Below are 19,760 nucleotides of genomic sequence, written 5' to 3'. Positions count from 1 at the left end.
TATACAAAAATAAAACTCTCCAAAATGAAAAATGATAAAATCAGTCCCGAGAACCGAGACTTGGAAAAGCGTCTTAAGCAGATGAGCCCGTTTGAGATCAAGAACAGGCTTATAGAGATGGCTCAGACCGATGCCCGCAATTCGACTGCGACGTTTCTAAATGCCGGACGAGGAAATCCCAACTGGATAGCCACCGAACCTCGCGAGGCTTTCTTCCTTCTTGGGAAATTCGGACTTGAGGAATGCCGCAGGGTTACCTATAATCCTGTAGGCATTGCCGGGATACCTTCGGAAGATGGTATAGGCGAACGTTTTCGCAAGTTTCTTGACTATAACAAAGAAGAGCGTGGAGCCGCCCTCATAAGCCGTACATTTGAATATCTTGTGTCCAAGCATGAGTTTGATCCGGATATTTTGGCTCATGAATTTGCCGAAGCCGTAATTGGCGATCAATATCCTACGCCTGACCGTATACTTAAGAGTGCTGAGTCTATGGTGCGTGACTATCTGCGGCTTGCCATGGGTGGTGGTGACGATAAGTCGACTTATGATCTGTTTGCTACAGAAGGTGGCACTGCCGGTATGTGTTATGCCTTTGATTCTATTCAGGAAAACAAACTTATCAGCAAAGGTGATAAAATGGCACTTATGGTTCCGGCATTCACTCCGTATATCGAAATCCCGCATCTTGACCGCTTTGGCTTTGATGTGGTAAATATCAATGCCGACAAGGTACAGCATGACGGTTATCACACGTGGCAATATCCAAAGGAAGAGGTGGATAAGCTTCGTGATCCATCAATCAAGCTTCTGTGTGTCATCAATCCGAGCAATCCTCCAAGCTATACACTTGCGCCTGATACTCTTCAGCAACTCATTGATATCGTGAAAAATGATAATCCAAATCTCATGATTATCACTGACGATGTATACGGTACTTTTGTAAGAGATTTCCATTCTCTTATGTATGAGCTTCCTTACAACACAATGTGTGTCTATTCGTTCTCAAAGTATTTCGGGGCTACAGGCTGGCGTCTGGCTGTATGTGCCATCAACAAGGACAATGTATTTGACGATATGATATCCAGGCTTACGCCTGAGCAGACCGCCGATCTAAACAGGCGATATTCTTCATTGTCGCTCGATCCGCAGAATATAAAGTTCATTGACCGTATGGTTGCTGACAGCCGTCTTGTCGCACTCAACCATACTGCCGGACTGTCAATGCCACAACAGATGCAGATGACACTGATGGCCGCGTTCGCTTACTTTAATTCACGTGATGACAATAGTTACCAGACCACTATGATACATACAATCAATGATCGTCTGAACGCTCTTTGGTCGACCACAGGGTTCACGTTGCTTGTCGATTCTCTCCGGGCAGGTTACTATTCCGAGATAGATATAATGGTATGGGCTAAGAAATTCTATGGTGATGACTTCGCCAAATATTTACAGGACAATTATGAGCCCCTCGACTTTGTGATACGTCTTGCCAGCGAGACTGCCGTTGTGCTGCTCAATGGCGATGGTTTTGACGGACCTGCATGGTCAGTGCGCGTTTCGCTTGCCAACCTCAACGAATCCGATTATCTAAAGATCGGTACGGCGATACGCAGGATGCTTGATGAATATCATACCCGATACGAGGCTGGTAATAAGTAAAACATGTCTGTATAATTCTTTTATGATGAGGTGTGCCGGAAATTGCCGGTGCACCTCTTTGTTCTGTGAGACCAATCAATATACATAGCTTTGTTTATGGGTGCTTAAAATATGCAAAATAATGTCTTAGATGACTTAGATGATAGCTCTGTGGATGCGTTTTTTCCGAATATTAGGAAAAAACATTAAATTTGTGGTCTGAAATCATGCATATTCACACAGAATCGTGCTTTTTTGAACTAAACAACTTTTTATTATGTTAATTTTATAAAAGTTGTATTATAGTAATATAATGTAATTAAAATTAATGTTCATAGATATGCTATAATACAATCCCTATCACAAAAACCATCAAGAATATTTCTATTATGTTTCTAATGTTTGTATATCTGATAGGCGCACTTGCACTATCATTTCTCTGTTCGGTGCTTGAGGCTGTGTTGCTTTCAACGCCTATGTCGTACATCACAATGAAAGAGGCTGATGGGGCGAAGAACGCACCACGCCTCAAACAATACAAGACAAATATCGACAGACCGATTGCCGCAATTCTGTCTCTTAATACAATTGCCCATACAATCGGTGCTGCCGGGGTGGGTGCTGAGGCTGTGAGAGTGTTCGGAGAGGCTTCATTCGGGATAATATCGGCAATAATGACCCTCCTTATACTTGTGCTTTCAGAGATTATACCTAAGACTATAGGTGCGTCCTATTGGCGTAGACTTGCATTGCCGTCTACATCAGTGATACATTTCCTTGTCATTGTGACTTATCCTCTTGTATGGCTTTCCGAGTATATCACCAAAATATTTTCCTCTAATGAGGAGGCAGTCTCTGTCAGTCGTGAGGAGGTTTCTGCAATGGTGGCAGTGGCTTCTGAAGAGGGTGTGCTCAAGCATCAGGAGAGCAAGATAATACAGAACACTATAAAACTCACCAATATAAAGGCTGAGGATATAATGACTCCTAATCTTGTGGTGGTATCGGTGCCCGAATCCATGACAGTCAAGGAGTTCTTCGACAAAGGGGAGCTAACGTATTCACGCATACCTGTTTATAATGACAATAAGGATTATGTCAAGGGTTACGTCCTGAAATCAATGGTCCTTGAACTGCTTGCTCAGGACAAGTTCGATACAAGGCTTGCTGATATCATGCGCTCTATTCTCAGTTTCAACGAGGATGACAGTGTGCTGAATATCTGGGAAAGAATGCTTGAAAAAAAGGAGCATATCTCAGTGATTCAGGATAAATACGGTTGTCTCAGAGGTATCGTTACAATGGAGGATGTCATCGAAACCATGCTTGGAGAGGAGATTGTGGATGAAGTTGACACTGATGCCGATCTTCAACAGGTGGCGATGGACAAGTATAGATCAATGCAGGAGTCGGTGTAGCAATAGTGCGGCATCACAGACTTTTCTCAAGAAGTACCAGTTCGACTGTCCCACAGCCGTAATTCGCTGTCCACGATGCCAGCCTCTCTGAAGCCTAATCCAGGATAGAATAGACGGGCGTTTCGGTTCTTTGTCTGAGTGTCAATTCGCAAAGCTCTGTAACCAAGAGATCTCCCTAATGATTCGTAGAATCTTACGAATTCGGTTCCAAATCCTCTGTGGGTAGAGTCCGGGTCGACTACCAGGGTGTGCAACACAAGTACCTCGTCATCGTTGGCGGGGTATTTCCATTTACCGGCAGTATATTCAGGCAGTTGCTCGCTGTTTATAACAGCTGATGCGAATATGTGTCCGTCGGATTCAAGGACATACAGGTCATCGCGGTCAAGAGCGCGTAAGGCTGTTTGTAAAGTGGGGTATATGCCGCGTTTCCATCCTACCGTATATACACCGTTTTCCTCAAGCGAGTGAATCTTGTCGTAGATCGCAGTTATCTGATTGATGTCCTGAATGGAGGCTTTTCGTATCATTTTAGTTGGATTTATGGAAAGTAGAGCAGAGCATTTCCGATTCGATTCCGGAAATGCTCTGTCGGTTTATGGAGTATATTTGTTAGCTGGTCTTGGTCAATCGCCCATTGTGCGTAGAAGCTCGTCGTTGTCGGAAGTGCGATCCATCCGGTCTTTTATGAATTCCATGGCTTCGATGGAGTTGCGGTCGCTAAGGAAACGGCGCAGAATCCACATGCGGTTTAGAGTCTCGTTGCGCAGGAGTAGATCGTCGCGTCGTGTGCTTGATGCCATGATGTCGACAGCAGGGAATATTCGTTTGTTGGAAAGCTTGCGGTCGAGCTGAAGCTCCATGTTGCCTGTGCCCTTGAATTCTTCAAATATGACTTCATCCATCTTGGAACTTGTCTCTGTGAGGGCTGTAGCTATGATGGTGAGTGAGCCTCCTCCCTCAATGTTGCGTGCCGCGCCGAAAAAGCGTTTAGGTTTCTGAAGGGCATTTGCGTCCACACCTCCTGAAAGAATCTTGCCGGAAGCAGGTGCGCAAGTGTTGTATGCACGTGCCAGACGTGTTATCGAATCGAGCAGGATCACCACGTCATGACCGCATTCCACCATGCGTTTTGCTTTCTCAAGAACTATCTGAGCGATGCGCACATGACGTTCGGCAGGCTCATCGAATGTTGATGCTATCACCTCGGCATTTACGCTGCGGCTCATATCGGTTACCTCCTCCGGACGTTCGTCAATGAGGAGAATCATGATGTAAGTCTCAGGATGGTTCTCGGCAATGGCATTTGCGATGTCTTTGAGCAGTATGGTTTTACCTGTCTTTGGAGGTGCGACTATAAGACCGCGTTGTCCCTTGCCTATAGGAGAGAACATGTCTACCACACGAGTGGATATATTGCTGCTTCGACCTGATGTGAGGTCAAATTTTTCGGTAGGGAACAGTGGAGTGAGATGCTCGAATGCTACACGATCACGGATATATTCAGGAGTCCGTCCGTTGACTGTGAGTACCTTGGTCAGAGGGAAGTATTTTTCATCAGCCTTCGGTGGACGTACATTGCACTCTACCACATCACCCGGACGCAGACCGTATTGTTTGATCTGCTGCTGGGATACCAGTATGTCGTCCGGCGAGGAAAGATAGTTGTAGTCGCTTGAGCGTAGGAACCCATGCCCCTGTGGCTCAAGTTCAAGGACGCCTGATGCTACTATGATATCGTCAAAATTGTATTGTGCCTGGTAGCGTGCTTTTTCTTCGGCCGCAGCATCAAAGTTTTTGTTGCGGTTTTTCTTGTTCTTTTTTCCTCCCTGTTGTTGCTGAGGCTTCTCCATTCCGGGCTCGCCGATTACAATGGGGGATGCCACGGTTAATTTGGATGCCTGTTCTTTTTCCTGAGGTGAACGTGGAGCGAAAGTTCTGCCGCCGGCGCGTGGGAAGAATGAGCCGAATGATGAATCTTTCGGGCGGAAATCACGTTGTCCTTCACGAGGTTGATTTTCGCGCGGTGTTTCCTCATCGTTGGCTGTTACTTGCTCATGATTGTCAAGATTGGCTCCAGGACGTATAAACACTCCTCTATGCGGGCGTTCCGATGTTTCGGCATTTTCCGGTTGAGGATTCTGCATGTCAGACTGTTGTGTCTGTTCGTTTTGTTCCGGTGCAGGGAGGAGTTTTTCGGAAATCTCCATTGGTGTCTGGAGCTCTGTACCGGCCATATTGTTTGCTTCATTGTTGATATCCGGGGTGTTTTCTCGCTCCTGGCGTTCCTGCCGTGACGGACGGCCGCGTTTCTTTTTGGCTCGCGGTGTTTCAGTGCTGTTGGGTGTGGTCTCTTCCTGTTGTGTTGTCTCTGTCTGAACAGGGATCATCGGCTCTGATTCAACGATCTCGGAACCTGAATCAGGCTGGGTAGGCTGAGGAGCATTTTTAGGCTTACGGCCTCGGCGTTTGGGTGCGCTTTCTGTAGCCAGCGTTGCTGTGTCATCAGCGGAGGCAGTCTGCTCTATAGGCTGTATGGCTTCTGTGATTGTGTCTTCCGCTTGCGCAATAGGTTCTTCTGCAGTTGTTTTCTTGCGGCGTTGCTTACGCTCTGCGTTATTTTCCTTAGGCTCTTTTTTCTGTCGGCGAGGTTTCTCCTGAGTAGGACCATTTGCCGATGCATTTGCGGCATGGTCACGAGCCTGTTTTTCGAGGATCTCATATACGAGACCCTCCCTATCATCAATATTGATTTTTTTTATGCCGATGGTGTTGGCAGCTTCTTTCAGACGCTCTTCATCCATCTTGTTGAGTTCTTCGAAATTATACATATAATTTAATATGTGTATATGTGGGGGAATGTTTTCTTGTGTATTTTATTACTTTGGTCATTTTGCTGTGAGATCTCTTCATCGAGAATACCTGCTACAACATTATTGAACCATGACTTTATGTGGGACTGGCAGTAATAAAAAGTGAAAATGGTGGAATAAATATATAACTGATTGTGAATCGTGATGAACTCCGTGCCGAATATAATTGTACTAATTCGTTGACGGAATGTAATGAACAGTTATATCAAGATATGATTTAAAAATCCTCAAACAGACTTGAAAACGATGTGATCTTTGATGCAAAGATACAACCATTTTTAAATTCTAACAAATATTTTTGAAAAAAGTTGGTGCGAAAGTTTTACTAATCGGGCTGTGAGCCGTATCTTTGCATAAAAATCTTATAAGAGAATGTTAGTAATAGGCATAGCAGGAGGCACAGGTTCTGGCAAGACCACTGTTGTCAATAAGATAATAAATGCATTTCCAGCCGGAGAGGTGGCGATACTTCCCCAGGATAATTATTATAAGGACTCAAGCCATGTTCCGGTGGAGGAGCGTAGTAAGATAAATTTTGACGAGCCTGCTGCTTTTGATTGGCAGCTTCTGGTGGGTCACATCAAGGCATTAAAGCGAGGCGAGACCATTCAGATGCCTACATATTCATATCTCACATGTACTCGCCAGGCTGAAACAATACCGGTGAGTCCTTGTGAGGTGGTGATTGTTGAGGGGATACTTGTGCTGACCGATCCTGTGCTTCGGGAACTTCTTGATGTAAAGGTGTTTGTTGATGCTGAGGCTGATGAGCGTCTGATACGTGTGATTGCACGTGACTGTGTGGAGCGTGGACGCACTCCTCAAATGGTGCTTGACCGTTATCGTGATGTGCTTAAGCCGATGCATGAAATGTATATAGAGCCGTCTAAAAGGACTGCTGACCTCATTGTGCCGCAGGGCGGAAGCAATGTTGTGGCGATACAGTTGCTTACAGATTATATAGAATCCCGCTTGCGTGTCAAATAAATTTGTGTTATGGACCAAATGACCACAGAGACTGGCGATACAAAGACTGTAGACACCACCATCGATGCAGGTGGTGAACAATTTCCTGTCGGTGATGCGGAGCACATGGTGCTCCGCACTGAAAACCTTGTTAAAAAGTATGGTAAGCGTACAGTTGCCAATCATGTCTCAATCAATGTGAAGCAAGGTGAGATTGTAGGGCTTCTTGGACCTAATGGTGCCGGTAAGACTACCACGTTCTATATGACTGTGGGGCTAATCACCCCTAATGAGGGGCAGATATTCATAAATGATATGAATATCACAAAGTATCCTGTGTACAAACGAGCTCAGAACGGTATAGGGTATCTTGCTCAGGAAGCAAGTGTGTTCCGCAAACTCACGGTCGAGGATAATATAAAGGCAGTGTTACAGATGACCAACACTTCTCCGGAGTATCAGAAAGATAAACTTGAGAGCCTCATAAAAGAATTCAATCTTGAGAAAGTCCGGCACAATCTCGGTGACCGTCTGTCGGGAGGAGAGCGTAGGCGTACGGAGATAGCACGATGTCTGGCAATAGACCCTAAGTTCATAATGCTTGACGAGCCGTTTGCGGGTGTGGACCCTATTGCTGTCGAGGATATACAGTCAGTGGTATATCATCTGAAGGAACGTAATATAGGAATCCTTATCACAGATCACAATGCTCAGGAGACGTTGCGTATCACTGATCGTGCCTATCTGCTTTTTGAGGGTAAGATACTTTTTCAAGGCACTTCGGAGGAGCTTGCCGAGAATCCCATTGTGCGTGAAAAATATCTTGGCCGTGATTTCGTGTTCTATCGCAAAAAGTTTGAAGAAAGAAAGGATTGACCGGTTAGTCGGCTAATCATAATTGTAAGATTTTGCACCCATTGATGTTTACATCCACATTAATGGGTGCAAAATCTTTGTGGAAATATTAAGGTCGGTTTTATGGATGATGTATGCTGTTTTATCGGCATAGTTATCACAATACCACAAAAATACAGCCTGTTTTTATAATTTGCAAGATTTAAGAAATAAAAATGTGTTGAGCTTAAAAATAATTATAAATAATATGGAATAATTGGATAAAGTGTAAGGAAAATCGGTGGTAAATTGTTATTTTTGCACCCAAATTTTATAAAAATTAGGTTTTAATGAAAGTCTTGAAATTTGGAGGCTCTTCAGTAGGAAGTGTCTCAGGGATTCAGAATCTCAGCAAAATAGCTCAGGGGTGCGAGAAGCCTGTGGTGGTAGTAGTGAGTGCCCTTGGAGGGGTCACAGATATGCTCATTGCCACGGCTGTCATGGCTGCCCGTGGCGACGAGACTTTCCGTGAGGGTATTGAGAAACTAACCATACGCCATCATGATATAATAGATCAGGTGATAACCGATCGTCCTGAAGAACTGAAAATCCAGGTTGACAAACTTCTTGGAGAGTTGGCTTCCATATATCATGGACTGTTCCTCATACGTGACCTCAGCCCTAAGACCCAGGCCCTCATAGTGAGCTACGGAGAAAGGCTCAGTTCGCTTATTGTCAACAGACTCGTGCCTGGTTCTGTGCTTCATGACTCACGTATTTTTATCAAGACGGATCGTAAGCGTCATCGCAGTATGCTCGCTACGGAACTTACCGCTGAACTTGTGAGGAAGGAATTTGCGGGTACGGAATATGACGGTAATATACATATAGTGCCAGGTTTTATCTCCAGTGATGCCGAATCAGGGGAGATAACCAATCTTGGGCGTGGAGGAAGTGACTATACGGCATCAATAATTGCAGCGGCTATGGATGCCGAAGTGCTGGAGATATGGACCGATGTTGACGGATTCATGACAGCTGACCCGAGGGTGATACCCACCGCCTATACCATCAATTCCCTCAGCTATGTTGAGGCAATGGAGCTTTGCAATTTCGGGGCAAAGGTTGTGTATCCTCCTACGATATATCCGGTGTGTGTGAAGAATATACCTATTCTGGTAAAGAATACATTCAATCCAGATGCTCCAGGTTCGGTGATACGCAGCACCATTGATGATGATTGTAAGCCCATCAAAGGTATTTCGAGCATCAGCGGGACATCGCTTATTACAGTCACGGGCCTTTCGATGGTCGGAGTCATAGGTGTCAACAGGCGTATATTCACAGCTCTTGCCGACAATGGCATATCGGTATTCATGGTCAGCCAGGCTTCGTCAGAGAATTCTACTTCGGTAGGTGTTCGTGACGAGGATGCCGCTGAGGCTGTAAGGGTGCTAAACCAGGAATTTGCCAAGGAGATAGGCACAGGTGCTATGTATCCGATGCATGCCGAAAGCGGACTTGCCACTGTGGCTATTGTTGGAGAGAATATGAAACATACCCCGGGCATTGCCGGCAAATTGTTTGGTGCGCTCGGTCGTAGCGGTATCAGTGTCATTGCGTGTGCGCAGGGTGCTAGCGAGACCAATATTTCATTTGTTGTCAATGGCGAGTCGCTCCGTAAGTCCCTAAATGTGATCCACGACTCATTCTTCCTTAGTGAGTACAAGGAGGTGAATATTTTCCTTTGCGGAGTGGGTACTGTGGGTGGTATGCTCATCGAACAGATACATTCACAGCAGGAGGAGCTGATGCGTACACATCGTCTTAAACTCAATGTCGTAGGCATCGCATCAAGTAAGCGTCTTTTGCTTGACAGGGATGGTATCGATCTTGCTGACTATCGTGGAAGTCTCGATAACGGGATGGTGTGTTCACCTGAAATCCTTCGTGACGAGATTCTGAAAATGAATATCTTCAACAGTGTGTTTGTCGACTGCACCGCATCCAAGGAGATTGCAGAGCTGTATCAGACATTCCTTGACCATAATATATCAGTGGTGGCAGCCAATAAGGTAGCGGCCTCCAATTCCTATGAGAGTTACGAGCTTATTAAGGAAACTGCCCTTAAGAGAGGTGTGAAATTCCTATATGAGACCAATGTTGGAGCCGGTCTCCCAATAATAGGCACCATAAATGACCTGCGATCTTCCGGAGACCGCATTCTACGGATTGAGGCGGTGCTGAGCGGGACTCTTAATTTCATATTCAATGCTATTTCGGCTGAAACACCGTTCTCAGAGACTGTGCGTCTTGCCAAGGAGATGGGATATAGCGAGCCTGATCCTCGTATAGACCTTAGCGGCACCGATGTGATACGTAAGCTTGTGATACTTACGCGTGAGGGTGGGTATCATGCTGAGCAGGAGGATGTGGAGAAGCGTCTTTTTGTCCCTGAGGATATAATGAATGGCTCCATCGAAGAGTTCTGGAGGCGTTTGCCGGAATTGGATGCCGATTTTGAGGAGCGTCGCAAAGTGCTTGAGGCTGAGGGCAAGCGTTGGCGTTTTGTGGCACGCATGGAGATGGGAAAGATGAGTGTGGGGCTTGAGGCCGTAGACTCACGTCATCCTTTCTATGGTCTTGAAGGATCCAACAATATAGTGCTTCTTACCACAGAGCGTTATCGTGAGTATCCTATGCTGATACAGGGCTATGGTGCCGGTGCGGCAGTTACTGCCGCCGGTGTATTTGCAAATATCATATCTACTGCCAACAGTTAGGATGAAGCATCTCATAATACTCGGCGATGGAATGAGCGACCATAAGGTAGCTCGATTGGGTGGAAAGACTCTGCTCGAATATGCATCCACGCCGGCATTTGACCGCTTTGCTTCAGAAGGTCGGTCAGGGATGCTGCACACGATACCGTCCGGACTTCACCCTGGCAGCGAGGTGGCAAATGCTACGATTCTTGGTTATGACCTCACTGAAGTGTATGAGGGGCGAGGTCCGCTCGAAGCAGCCAGTATGGGATATGAGATGACGGCAGACGATATGGCGATGCGATGTAATATTCTTACGCTCACGTCCGACGGTCTGATACAGAACCATCATGGCGGGCATCTCACCACTGATGAGGGCCGGGATATCATCAAGATGCTTGACGGGAGGTTAGGAAGTGACCGTGTAAAGTTTCTTCCGGGGGTACAGTACCGCCATCTTTTGGTGATAAAAGGTGGTGACAAACGCATTGTGACCACGCCTCCTCACGATAATCCCGGAAAGGAGTGGCGTAATCTCCTCGTGAGACCGATAGATGAAAATGACACCGCATTGCCTGGAAAGATGTCGCCACGCGAGACAGCTGATCTGATTAACTCCTTGATACTCCGATCACAGGAATTGCTTGCCGCGCATCCATTGAACAAACGTCATGAAGAGCAGGGCAGACCTGTTGCCAATTCCATATGGCCTTGGAGCCAGGGATATCGCCCATCGATGCTTACTCTTCAGCAGATGTATCCGGATGTAAGGACAGGTGCGGTAATAACAGCAGTCGACCTGATCAATGGTATAGGTCACTATGCCGGACTGCGTTCTGTGCATGTTGAGGGTGCTACCGGGCTTGTTGACACCAATTATGAGGGGAAATGTCTTGCCGCGTTGGAGGCACTTCGCACTGATGATTTCGTGTTCCTGCATATCGAGGCTGCTGATGAGGCGGGTCACGACGGAGATCTTGAACTGAAGATAAGAGCGATAGAGTATCTTGACCGCCGGGTGGTGGGACCTATTATGAGGGAGCTTTCTATGTGGGATGAGCCGGTGGCAGTGGCTCTGCTTCCTGACCATCCGACTCCGGTTGAGGAACGTGTACATCGTGCCGAGCCTGTACCTTTCACCATATGGCATAAGGGCATAGAGCCTGATGATGTGCTGGCATATTCCGAAGCAGCTTGCGCAAAAGGCTCATATGGGACGTTGCACCTAATGGAGTTTATGCACGAATTTATGAAAATCAAATGACTATGAAATATTACAGCACCAACCATAATTCTCCCGATGTCACATTGGCTGAGGCAGTAGTGAAGGGACTCGCCCCTGACCGTGGACTTTATATGCCGGAAAGGATAGAGAGGCTTCCTAAGGAATTTTTTGACAATATCGGTGAAATGTCATTTCACGAGATTGCCTGTCGAGTGGCACGCGCTTTTTTCGGGGAGGATATTCCTGTTGACCGACTTGATTCGATAGTCTGTGACACACTCTCTTTCCCGACACCTGTGGTCAAGGTTGAGCCGGGTATATATAGTCTTGAACTGTTTCATGGTCCTACTCTCGCATTCAAGGATGTGGGGGCGAGATTTATGGCGCGTATTTTGCAGCATTTCATAAAAATAGGGGATGACCGACGCAAGGTAAATGTTCTTGTGGCAACAAGCGGTGACACAGGTTCGGCTGTAGCCAACGGATTCCTCGGTATTGATGGCATTAACGTCCATGTTCTTTATCCGAAAGGTAAAGTCAGTCCTGTGCAGGAGTGTCAGTTCACCACTCTTGGCAGGAACATTACTGCTATAGAGGTGGATGGTGTGTTTGATGACTGCCAACGTCTTGTCAAGAGCGCGTTTCTCGACAAGGAGTTAAATGACCGACTGCTTCTCACATCAGCCAATTCTATAAATGTGGCCCGGTTTCTGCCTCAGGCATTTTATTATTTCAATGCTTATTCTCAACTGAAGAAAGCTGGGGCAGGGGAGAGCATTGTGATGTGTGTTCCGAGCGGTAATTTCGGAAATATCACAGCCGGGCTTATAGCTCATCGCATGGGACTTCCGGTCAAGCGGTTCATTGCTGCAAATAATGCCAATAATGTGTTTTTCAATTATTTGCAGAATGGAGTGTATGAACCTAAAGCGAGCGTGTCCACTATAGCCAATGCTATGGATGTGGGTGATCCGAGTAATTTTGCACGAATTCTTGATCTTTACGGAAATGATCATGATAGGATAACGTCGTTGATATCCGGCACCACCTATTCTGACGGTTTGATATCCGCGACAATGGCTGACTGTTTCGACCGCACAGGATATCTTCTTGATCCTCATGGGGCGGTAGGCTATCGTGCGCTCAAGCAATTGTTGTTGCCGGGTGAAGTAGGTGTGTTCATGGAGACCGCGCATCCTGCAAAATTTAAGGATACAGTTGAGTCAATGGTGAACACCACAGTAGAGATGCCCGCACGTCTCTATGCATTTATGCGAGGGACCAGGCAAACAATCCCCATGACCAGTGAATTCTCCGATTTCAAATCATATCTTAGAGTGTGTTGAAATTAAACCAGATATAGATGTGTCAGATGTGTGGTTATGTAGCTATGCGTTATCAATCGGTTGGATACCACAAGCTCACGCCGCTGTAAGAAATGGCCGGGCCAAGTTTGAGCATATCTCAGATTCTGTCATGCTACAGCCAATGGGAATCGTTGAAGGCAATAAAGTTCCTGTCGGGAATCCATTTTATATCAGTAATGGTAAGAAAATGGAAATTATCCCTGATACGACTCTGTGCTTATCTGCAAAGTTTACACGAAAATATCCAATTAATGCAGGATGGATCAATCGTTATGCCCAAATTCCGTCAACACGACTTGAAGGATGCAATGAACCGTCTTTCCACTCTCCCGATACTCTGTTCACCATAAGTCAGATACCAGTGTTTCACAACTCGGCGACAGTCAACTCTGATAAGCCATACCGCTATGTCAGAGTGATAGCCGATTTGCCGAGCTATGCCAATATGGACCGTCTTGACATATATGACAAAACCGGCACCCTGGTTGCCTCAGAAAAAAAGAGGTTCATTGATCTTGGTTCTCCTCACGAAATCAGCAGGATTGACTACTTCCCATGGAACGATGGCAATTTCGTCATTCCAGGCCATGACTATGAATTAGCCTATTGGAACTGGGACAAATGGGAAACAATAGCTCGACTGCCTAGCAATGATTATTGCCTAACTTTCGACAGTATTCCCGCTCATGCACTCCTCATACTCCACGACCTCACCGAAGAGAAAGAGGAGCGTCCGTTCACCCTTAATAATGGCAGGCAAATATGGTGGTAAAATCTTACAACTTTCCGTAACTATCGGATTTAATAAATTAATCAATCACAATTTAAAACAAAAAAATCATGAAAAGAAAAATGATTTTCGCGGCTATCGCCGCAATTGCTACAGTAAGTGGCATCGCAGGATTCAACATTCAAAATCAAGAATCCAAGCTAAATGCTTTGACTCTTGCGAATGTTGAGGCATTGTCAAATGACGAGTCTGGGGATTCTAGCTCATCGGGAAGTTCTCATATGCCATGTTGCCCCTCTCCTACATATACAGGAAGTTGGAATAGTATGGTTTTAGATTGTTCCGGTTGCACATATAGGCCTATGTACTCAGGATCGACATCTTCAAGTTGTTAATACCGTGCATAGTGTAATTATATGCTACTATTGATTAGTAAGGTTGCTGAATAATTAAATATATTATTCAGTAGACCTTACTAATCGCCAACTGAAATTCTATTTTAATTCAAATACGTGTTATTCGACATGAAGATCTTTTTTAATATTGTAATTCTGACTATTTGTCTTGTACTATCTGGATGTACACCTGAAGATCAGGCAACAACGATTTCATTCGACAACCGGATCTCATTTTCTGAGTTCCCTGCCGTTGTAAGTCTCGATTCAGGTACTATTATTGATACAAAAACTATTGGAAATCTACAATTCCGCGTAATGGATTCTCTAATGATCATAGCAACGGCTGAAAGAGAAAATTCATGGAAAGTCAGAAGTATTCCGGGAGATTCCACTTTGTTAGAGTTTATATCTATAGGCAGTGGACCGGATGAATTCGTCTCCTCTCCTCTGATATCTCAGGCTTCTTTTTTTAATGGTGATGGAAAAATGTACATACTTCTACCTGATAATTATCGGCAGCAACTTCGAAAGATTGATCTTTCAATAGTAGTGGTGCGATAAAAATCCAACCACTGTGATTAATATATTAGTATTTAGTCAAATACAAGAGTACATTGATTTTTTGATTTGAATTTGGTTTATTAGTCTTGTTGTTCAGAAGCATCAAGATTATGAATCAAGGAAAGTTCGTGTTCTCCCAAGTCATCGAGTTTATACCGCGCTACTGGTTCGATAAGCTGGTAAAGCAATATAAAGGCGATTGGCATGTAAAGAATCTCACCAGTTACAACCACCTCCTTCATCTGCTCTTTGGTCAATTGACAGGGTGTGATTCACTTAGAGACATTTGTCTATGTTTGGAAGCCCACTCGAAAATCCTATATCACCTCGGTTTTCGCAACACAGTGAACCATACATCATTGTCTCGCGCAAACGAAAGCAGGGATTATCGTATTTTTGAGGGACTTGGGTTTTATCTTATCGGATTGGTTAGACCAATGTATTCAAAGGTTCAACTCTCAGAGATAACCATAGACAACGTAATTTATGCGTTGGACTCCACGACCATATCCACAAGCATAAAACTCGCAGCGTGGGCGTTGGGCAAATACAGCAAGGGGGCAGTTAAAATGCATACTTTGCTTGATTTACGAGGAAGTATACCCACCAACATCCATATCACTGATGGTAAATGGCATGACAGTAACGAACTCGACATGCTCACACCGGAACCATTCGCTTTTTATGTAATGGACAAGGCGTATGTTGACTTCAAGGCACTGTTCAGATTCCATCAGTCGCAGGCATTCTGGGTGTCACGCCCAAAAGAGAACATGAAGTTCACAACCATAGAGCAGTTGGCTATCCCCGATACGACCCCAAGTATCATAGAAGACTCTCGGATTCGTGTCACCGGATACAAGTCCTGCAAGCTCTATCCTGAGGATATGAGATTCGTAAGAGTATATGACATGGACAATGATGCCATTGTTGATTTCATATCCAATAACTTTGAAGTCAGCGCATTGGAAATCACCAATCTTTATCGTCACCGTTGGGATATAGAGGTTTTCTTCAAGTGGATTAAGCAGAACATCGTCGTCAAGAATCTTTGGGGATTCTCCGAAAATGCCGTTAAAGTCCACATTTGGACTGCCATCATAGCCTATCTGACGGTAGCAAGAATAAAAGCCAATTATAACAGCTGCTATTCTATTACCGAGGTGGCGACCTTGATCAGAATCTCTGCCTTGGAGCGTGTCGACCTGCGATGGCTTATGACCAAACAAGACCCATCAACCAATTCAGACCAAAATGTCAAAGAACTCTCTTTATTTGATGATTTTTAAACTAACGCGATTTTTATCGCACCAGTAGTAATCTTTCAAAGTCAATTGATTCAGGTCAAATGGAATCAGATGTAGAAAGTAATTCTCGTATTAATAATTTTTCTGTTTATAGTAACTTCTCGGACACCAATACCCGGATATTTGTTTCGGTTAATCCATCCGAAGGGGCTATAGAACGAACAATTTTAAAAGACGGGTCGGAACTGTCTTTAAACAGCATACAGCATCTTAATCAATATAAAGTGCCCGCTCCTGATAAACTGGGGCTGCTTATGCCCAACATTATCTTCAATTGTGATAAGAACCGTATTGTTGAAGTATTAGAACTATATCCACAATTTAACATATATTCTCTTGATGATAACTTTTCAGTGACAGTCATGCCTGAAGGTAAGATAGATAGTTATAAACGATATATCGACAACGAAACAGCTGAAAGTAAAGAACTGATTTACAATGGTGTAAACGGATATGGGAAATTTTTCGTCATCAATAAGATTAATGGTGAAAAATCTGAACTATGGTTCTTTAATTGGGACGGTATGCCCTTATTGGACATAAAACTACCTGAATTGGCTACTTCTTTTGACATAGATTTCCGGAATCATACACTATATACATTAAATTTTAAAAACGACATATTTAAAAAATATGATTTAAAGGACCTCTTAGAAACTGTTCAAATTTGATTCAATAAAATTTTTATGGCAGCCAAATCAATCATTTCTTCAGCGACCTCGGTTGATTCTTCATAATTGCGTGAAAGGCGACGGAACCAGTCAAGCCATGAGAAAGTTCTCTCGACCACCCATCTGAGAGGTTTTGGGATGAATCCCTTAGTCCCGTTTGGAGTATTGGAAACCTCAAGGCTGATTGCAAAATCTTTTTCAATATCTTTAGCAATCTCCCCTCGATAACCTCGGTCAACAAGAACCTTTTCAAGCCGTTCCCACTCTCTGTCTGCTGCATTACACAATGGGTGAGCCTGATGGGAATCATGAACCGATGCACTGCATACTGTCCGGGCAAGAATAAAGCCATTGCGGTCAACCACGATGTTACGTTTGATGCCCTTGACCTTCTTGTTTGCGTCAAATCCATTGTCACTCTTACGGTTGCCCCATTTAACGCTTTGGGCGTCCAATGCTCCTACAGAGGGACTTTCTGATTGATTTCGTTTCTTTCTCACCTTTCGTACAAGTTTGTTGAGCAAATGTTCGATTCTACCTTCTTTGGACCACTTTCGGAAGTAATAGTACACCAGTTGCCACTTGGGATAATCGTGCGGAAGCATACTCCACTGACATCCTGTGACCAGTAGGTATAATACCGCTTCAAAAAGGCTCCGTAGTGAATTTTTACGTTTGCGACAATCATTTTCGAAGAATACTTCGTTTATATAAGACCATTGACCCTCGGTCAAAAGTGTCTGATAGAGATTGATTCTATGCATATGAACAATGTTTTTTCTCCTTCAACACTTTGGCTGAGGGTTTGTTATGCCCTATAACATTTTTTCAATTCTAATTTTAAACAGTTTCTTAAACAGATGTAATATTTAATTGTGGGGTATCAACAGTGATAAGTACCTTGGATAGATCATTAGTGGCATAGACGGTCAATGGGGTGATAGTAGGATACATATTGCTTACGGAGGTGGAAATTGTGTCGCAAAATTCTGCTTCTGTTTCATTGGCAGTTGCCCCGCTTGCCGTACATCCATATCTTTTTGAGTGCGAAAGGATTGATATTCACGATTCGTTGATTAAATTGACGTGTTTGTTGAAATTTTTTTGGATTGATAATGCTGTTCTGTAATTTTGCCGATATAACAAAAAGTTGATTATTTATGGGAAAAAGCCGTAGTAGAGCAACAGAAAGTATAGTCTATATTGTATTGTGGTTTATTGCAATAGGGCTTTATTTGCTTGATATGATCCGTAACAGAGCACAGATGTCAGCTCCGTTGGTCGACATGTCCGTATTGTCGGCTCTGACCCATACCATGTTGCCGTTTTTGATACTGTTTCTTGTAAATAACAATGTGTTGATTCCAAAGCTTATTTTGAGAAATAGGATATTGCCGTATCTGTTTGGGACGGTATGTGTTATCTCAGCAATGTGGGTGTATCAATATTTTGATTTCATACATGTTATAGAGAGTTTGCCTCGCGGAGTGCGACCTGGTCATCATCCTCACATTCGTCCGTTATTGCCGTTGCCTCTGGTCCTGGATTTTACTTACGCGCTTCTTGTTGTGGGTTGCAATCTGGCTATAGCACTTATGTTTCAGCGGTTTGATGACAAGCTTGAGAAGGAGAGTCTTATGAAAGCCAATGCCGAAAGCCAGCTTGCATATCTTAAGAATCAGATAAATCCCCATTTCTACATGAATATGCTTAACAATATTCATGGTATGATTGAGATTGATCCTGATAAAGCTCAGCTGATGGTTATCGATATGTCTCAGCTCATGAGATATATGTTGTATGAGAGTTCAAGACGTATGATTCCATTATCAGAGGAAATCATGTTTCTTAGGAATTATATGAGTCTGATGAGGCAGCGTTTCCCGGAAAACAAGGTGAGTGTGACTTCAGAATTTCCTGCTGATAATGAGATCGTGGGTATTACATTACCTCCTTTGCTGTTTCTTGTTTTTATAGAGAATGCTTTTAAGCATGGTGTGAGTTATCAGGAGGCATCGTTTGTGGCGGTGAGCATAGAGGTGTCACAGCAATCGGTGCGATTCAACTGTATTAACAGTAATCATTCCAGGATATGCGATGATATAGAGACCACAGGCATCGGATTGAGGAATATACGCCAGCGTCTTTCGCTTATCTATGGCGATAAAGCTTCGCTTGAACTGAATGTATCGAGGACCACATATACAGTAAACTTAACTATCCCTGCCCATGCTGTTGAAGACTCTTATAATTGATGATGAGCCCATAGCTCTGGAAAAATTACGAAGTTATGTTGGAAAAGTTCCGACACTTGAACTTGTCGGTGCATGTGGCAATGGTTTTGAGGCTATAGATTTTCTTTCCCAGGTGGATGTTGATCTGATAATCACTGACATCAACATGCCCGACCTGAATGGTCTTGATTTTATTAAGACTCTCTCAAAGCCTCCGATGGTCATATTTACCACAGCTTATTCGCAATATGCAGTGGATAGTTACAAGGTTTCTGCAATTGATTATCTGCTGAAGCCTTATGGGTTTGTCGATTTCAATAAAGCTGTAAATAAAGCAATTGAAGTGTATTCTTCCAGATGCCATCAACACATGGAATCAGTCTCGGTTGACACAAGTGATTCGATATTCATAAAAGTTGATTACCGATATGTACGTGTCGCCTTGGCCGATATCCGTTTCATAAAAGGTTATGGGGAATACCTACAGATTTATATATCTGGAAAGACTTCTCCTTTGGTTACATTAAGTTCTTTTGCATCAATAAGAGGGCTTCTGACAGATGACTTTCTACAGGTGCACCGGTCATATATTGTGAATATGAATCAGGTAGAGCAGATAGAGCGTAATCGGGTAGTGATGGACCATGATAATTTTATCCCTGTAGGAGACAGTTATAAGACCATGTTCCAAGAATATCTTATGTCTCACTCGATAGGTAAGGGTCGCAAGTAGCATACTTGACTGTTCGTTGAAAGAAAAAGGC

General features: G+C 44.0%; 17 protein-coding genes. 14 read left to right on the top strand and 3 right to left on the bottom strand.

What is annotated here, in order from left to right:
- Nucleotides 1–24: 24 nt before the first annotated feature.
- Nucleotides 25–1,668, top strand: a complete 1,644-nt coding sequence (locus EZ315_RS14585) for a bifunctional aspartate transaminase/aspartate 4-decarboxylase (RefSeq protein WP_135472728.1) — start codon at nt 25–27, stop codon at nt 1,666–1,668.
- A 368-nt stretch (nt 1,669–2,036) separates the two neighbouring features.
- Nucleotides 2,037–3,065, top strand: coding sequence for a CNNM domain-containing protein (locus EZ315_RS14580; protein WP_135472727.1), 1,029 nt, complete (start codon nt 2,037–2,039; stop codon nt 3,063–3,065).
- Nucleotides 3,066–3,091: 26 nt separating this feature from the next.
- Here the strand turns inward: EZ315_RS14580 and EZ315_RS14575 are convergent, their stop codons facing one another.
- Both EZ315_RS14575 and rho read right to left on the bottom strand, forming a co-directional pair.
- The gene (locus EZ315_RS14575) at nt 3,092–3,595 is read right to left on the bottom strand and encodes a GNAT family N-acetyltransferase (protein WP_135472726.1); all 504 of its coding nucleotides are present in this window, start codon (nt 3,593–3,595) and stop codon (nt 3,092–3,094) included.
- A gap of 96 nt (nt 3,596–3,691) precedes the next feature.
- On the bottom strand, nt 3,692–5,896 hold the full coding sequence (gene rho / locus EZ315_RS14570) for a transcription termination factor Rho (protein WP_135472725.1): 2,205 nt from the start codon (nt 5,894–5,896) through the stop codon (nt 3,692–3,694).
- Between the two features lie 414 nt (nt 5,897–6,310).
- Here rho and udk point away from each other — a divergent pair, with 414 nt between their 5' ends.
- The 10 genes from udk (at nt 6,311) to EZ315_RS14520 (ending at nt 16,762) form a co-directional block, all read left to right on the top strand.
- Nucleotides 6,311–6,925 carry a uridine kinase gene (gene udk / locus EZ315_RS14565; protein WP_135472724.1) on the top strand — a complete coding sequence of 205 codons (615 nt, stop codon included), beginning with the start codon at nt 6,311–6,313 and terminating at the stop codon, nt 6,923–6,925.
- 105 nt (nt 6,926–7,030) lie between these two features.
- The gene (lptB, locus tag EZ315_RS14560; RefSeq protein ID WP_135472847.1) at nt 7,031–7,780 is read left to right on the top strand and encodes an LPS export ABC transporter ATP-binding protein; all 750 of its coding nucleotides are present in this window, start codon (nt 7,031–7,033) and stop codon (nt 7,778–7,780) included.
- Between the two features lie 308 nt (nt 7,781–8,088).
- Nucleotides 8,089–10,521 carry a bifunctional aspartate kinase/homoserine dehydrogenase I gene (gene thrA, locus EZ315_RS14555; protein WP_135472723.1) on the top strand — a complete coding sequence of 811 codons (2,433 nt, stop codon included), beginning with the start codon at nt 8,089–8,091 and terminating at the stop codon, nt 10,519–10,521.
- A 1-nt stretch (nt 10,522) separates the two neighbouring features.
- Nucleotides 10,523–11,767 (top strand): cofactor-independent phosphoglycerate mutase, encoded by a 1,245-nt coding sequence (locus EZ315_RS14550; RefSeq protein WP_135472722.1) that lies wholly within the window; start codon nt 10,523–10,525, stop codon nt 11,765–11,767.
- A gap of 2 nt (nt 11,768–11,769) precedes the next feature.
- Entirely contained in the window at nt 11,770–13,074 is a 1,305-nt protein-coding gene (thrC, locus tag EZ315_RS14545) for a threonine synthase (protein WP_135472721.1), read from the top strand.
- 208 nt (nt 13,075–13,282) lie between these two features.
- Nucleotides 13,283–13,867, top strand: a complete 585-nt coding sequence (locus tag EZ315_RS14540) for a hypothetical protein (protein WP_135472720.1) — start codon at nt 13,283–13,285, stop codon at nt 13,865–13,867.
- 68 nt (nt 13,868–13,935) lie between these two features.
- The gene (locus EZ315_RS17015; RefSeq protein ID WP_135472719.1) at nt 13,936–14,220 is read left to right on the top strand and encodes an NVEALA domain-containing protein; all 285 of its coding nucleotides are present in this window, start codon (nt 13,936–13,938) and stop codon (nt 14,218–14,220) included.
- A 129-nt stretch (nt 14,221–14,349) separates the two neighbouring features.
- Nucleotides 14,350–14,784 (top strand): hypothetical protein, encoded by a 435-nt coding sequence (locus EZ315_RS14530; protein ID WP_135472718.1) that lies wholly within the window; start codon nt 14,350–14,352, stop codon nt 14,782–14,784.
- Nucleotides 14,785–14,894: 110 nt separating this feature from the next.
- A complete protein-coding gene (locus EZ315_RS14525) occupies nt 14,895–16,073 on the top strand; it encodes an IS4 family transposase (protein WP_135471110.1) in 1,179 nt (392 codons plus the stop codon).
- A 59-nt stretch (nt 16,074–16,132) separates the two neighbouring features.
- Nucleotides 16,133–16,762 carry a hypothetical protein gene (locus EZ315_RS14520; protein WP_135472717.1) on the top strand — a complete coding sequence of 210 codons (630 nt, stop codon included), beginning with the start codon at nt 16,133–16,135 and terminating at the stop codon, nt 16,760–16,762.
- On the opposite strand, the gene EZ315_RS14515 is transcribed toward EZ315_RS14520, so the two are convergent.
- A complete protein-coding gene (locus EZ315_RS14515; protein ID WP_135472716.1) occupies nt 16,753–17,526 on the bottom strand; it encodes an IS5 family transposase in 774 nt (257 codons plus the stop codon). The two genes, EZ315_RS14520 and EZ315_RS14515, sit on opposite strands and share 10 nt — an antisense overlap.
- Before the next feature lie 666 nt (nt 17,527–18,192).
- Between EZ315_RS14515 and EZ315_RS14510 the strand changes: the two genes are divergently transcribed.
- A complete protein-coding gene (locus EZ315_RS14510) occupies nt 18,193–19,017 on the top strand; it encodes a sensor histidine kinase (RefSeq protein ID WP_170957568.1) in 825 nt (274 codons plus the stop codon).
- Nucleotides 18,992–19,729, top strand: a complete 738-nt coding sequence (locus EZ315_RS14505) for a LytR/AlgR family response regulator transcription factor (protein WP_135472714.1) — start codon at nt 18,992–18,994, stop codon at nt 19,727–19,729. Before EZ315_RS14510 ends, EZ315_RS14505 begins: the two co-directional genes overlap by 26 nt.
- Nucleotides 19,730–19,760 lie beyond the last annotated feature (31 nt).

The organism is Duncaniella freteri, assembly GCF_004766125.1.
Classification (GTDB): domain Bacteria; phylum Bacteroidota; class Bacteroidia; order Bacteroidales; family Muribaculaceae; genus Duncaniella; species Duncaniella freteri.
Note: the sequence above shows the minus strand (reverse complement) of the source record. Positions and strands in the feature narration are given on the sequence as shown.

Excerpts from the sequence above, each read along its gene's own strand:
- EZ315_RS14530 (WP_135472718.1), top strand. The coding sequence starts at position 14,350 with ATGAAGATCTTTTTTAATATTGTAATTCTGACTATTTGTCTTGTACTA.
- EZ315_RS14520 (WP_135472717.1), top strand. The coding sequence starts at position 16,133 with ATGGAATCAGATGTAGAAAGTAATTCTCGTATTAATAATTTTTCTGTT.
- EZ315_RS14525 (WP_135471110.1), top strand. The coding sequence starts at position 14,895 with ATGAATCAAGGAAAGTTCGTGTTCTCCCAAGTCATCGAGTTTATACCG.
- EZ315_RS14540 (WP_135472720.1), top strand. The coding sequence starts at position 13,283 with ATGGAAATTATCCCTGATACGACTCTGTGCTTATCTGCAAAGTTTACA.
- thrC (WP_135472721.1), top strand. The coding sequence starts at position 11,770 with ATGAAATATTACAGCACCAACCATAATTCTCCCGATGTCACATTGGCT.
- EZ315_RS14510 (WP_170957568.1), top strand. The coding sequence starts at position 18,193 with ATGTGGGTGTATCAATATTTTGATTTCATACATGTTATAGAGAGTTTG.
- EZ315_RS14515 (WP_135472716.1), bottom strand. The coding sequence starts at position 17,526 with ATGCATAGAATCAATCTCTATCAGACACTTTTGACCGAGGGTCAATGG.
- EZ315_RS14505 (WP_135472714.1), top strand. The coding sequence starts at position 18,992 with ATGCTGTTGAAGACTCTTATAATTGATGATGAGCCCATAGCTCTGGAA.
- rho (WP_135472725.1), bottom strand. The coding sequence starts at position 5,896 with ATGTATAATTTCGAAGAACTCAACAAGATGGATGAAGAGCGTCTGAAA.
- EZ315_RS14550 (WP_135472722.1), top strand. The coding sequence starts at position 10,523 with ATGAAGCATCTCATAATACTCGGCGATGGAATGAGCGACCATAAGGTA.
- udk (WP_135472724.1), top strand. The coding sequence starts at position 6,311 with ATGTTAGTAATAGGCATAGCAGGAGGCACAGGTTCTGGCAAGACCACT.
- EZ315_RS14575 (WP_135472726.1), bottom strand. The coding sequence starts at position 3,595 with ATGATACGAAAAGCCTCCATTCAGGACATCAATCAGATAACTGCGATC.
- EZ315_RS14585 (WP_135472728.1), top strand. The coding sequence starts at position 25 with ATGAAAAATGATAAAATCAGTCCCGAGAACCGAGACTTGGAAAAGCGT.
- lptB (WP_135472847.1), top strand. The coding sequence starts at position 7,031 with ATGGTGCTCCGCACTGAAAACCTTGTTAAAAAGTATGGTAAGCGTACA.
- thrA (WP_135472723.1), top strand. The coding sequence starts at position 8,089 with ATGAAAGTCTTGAAATTTGGAGGCTCTTCAGTAGGAAGTGTCTCAGGG.
- EZ315_RS17015 (WP_135472719.1), top strand. The coding sequence starts at position 13,936 with ATGAAAAGAAAAATGATTTTCGCGGCTATCGCCGCAATTGCTACAGTA.
- EZ315_RS14580 (WP_135472727.1), top strand. The coding sequence starts at position 2,037 with ATGTTTCTAATGTTTGTATATCTGATAGGCGCACTTGCACTATCATTT.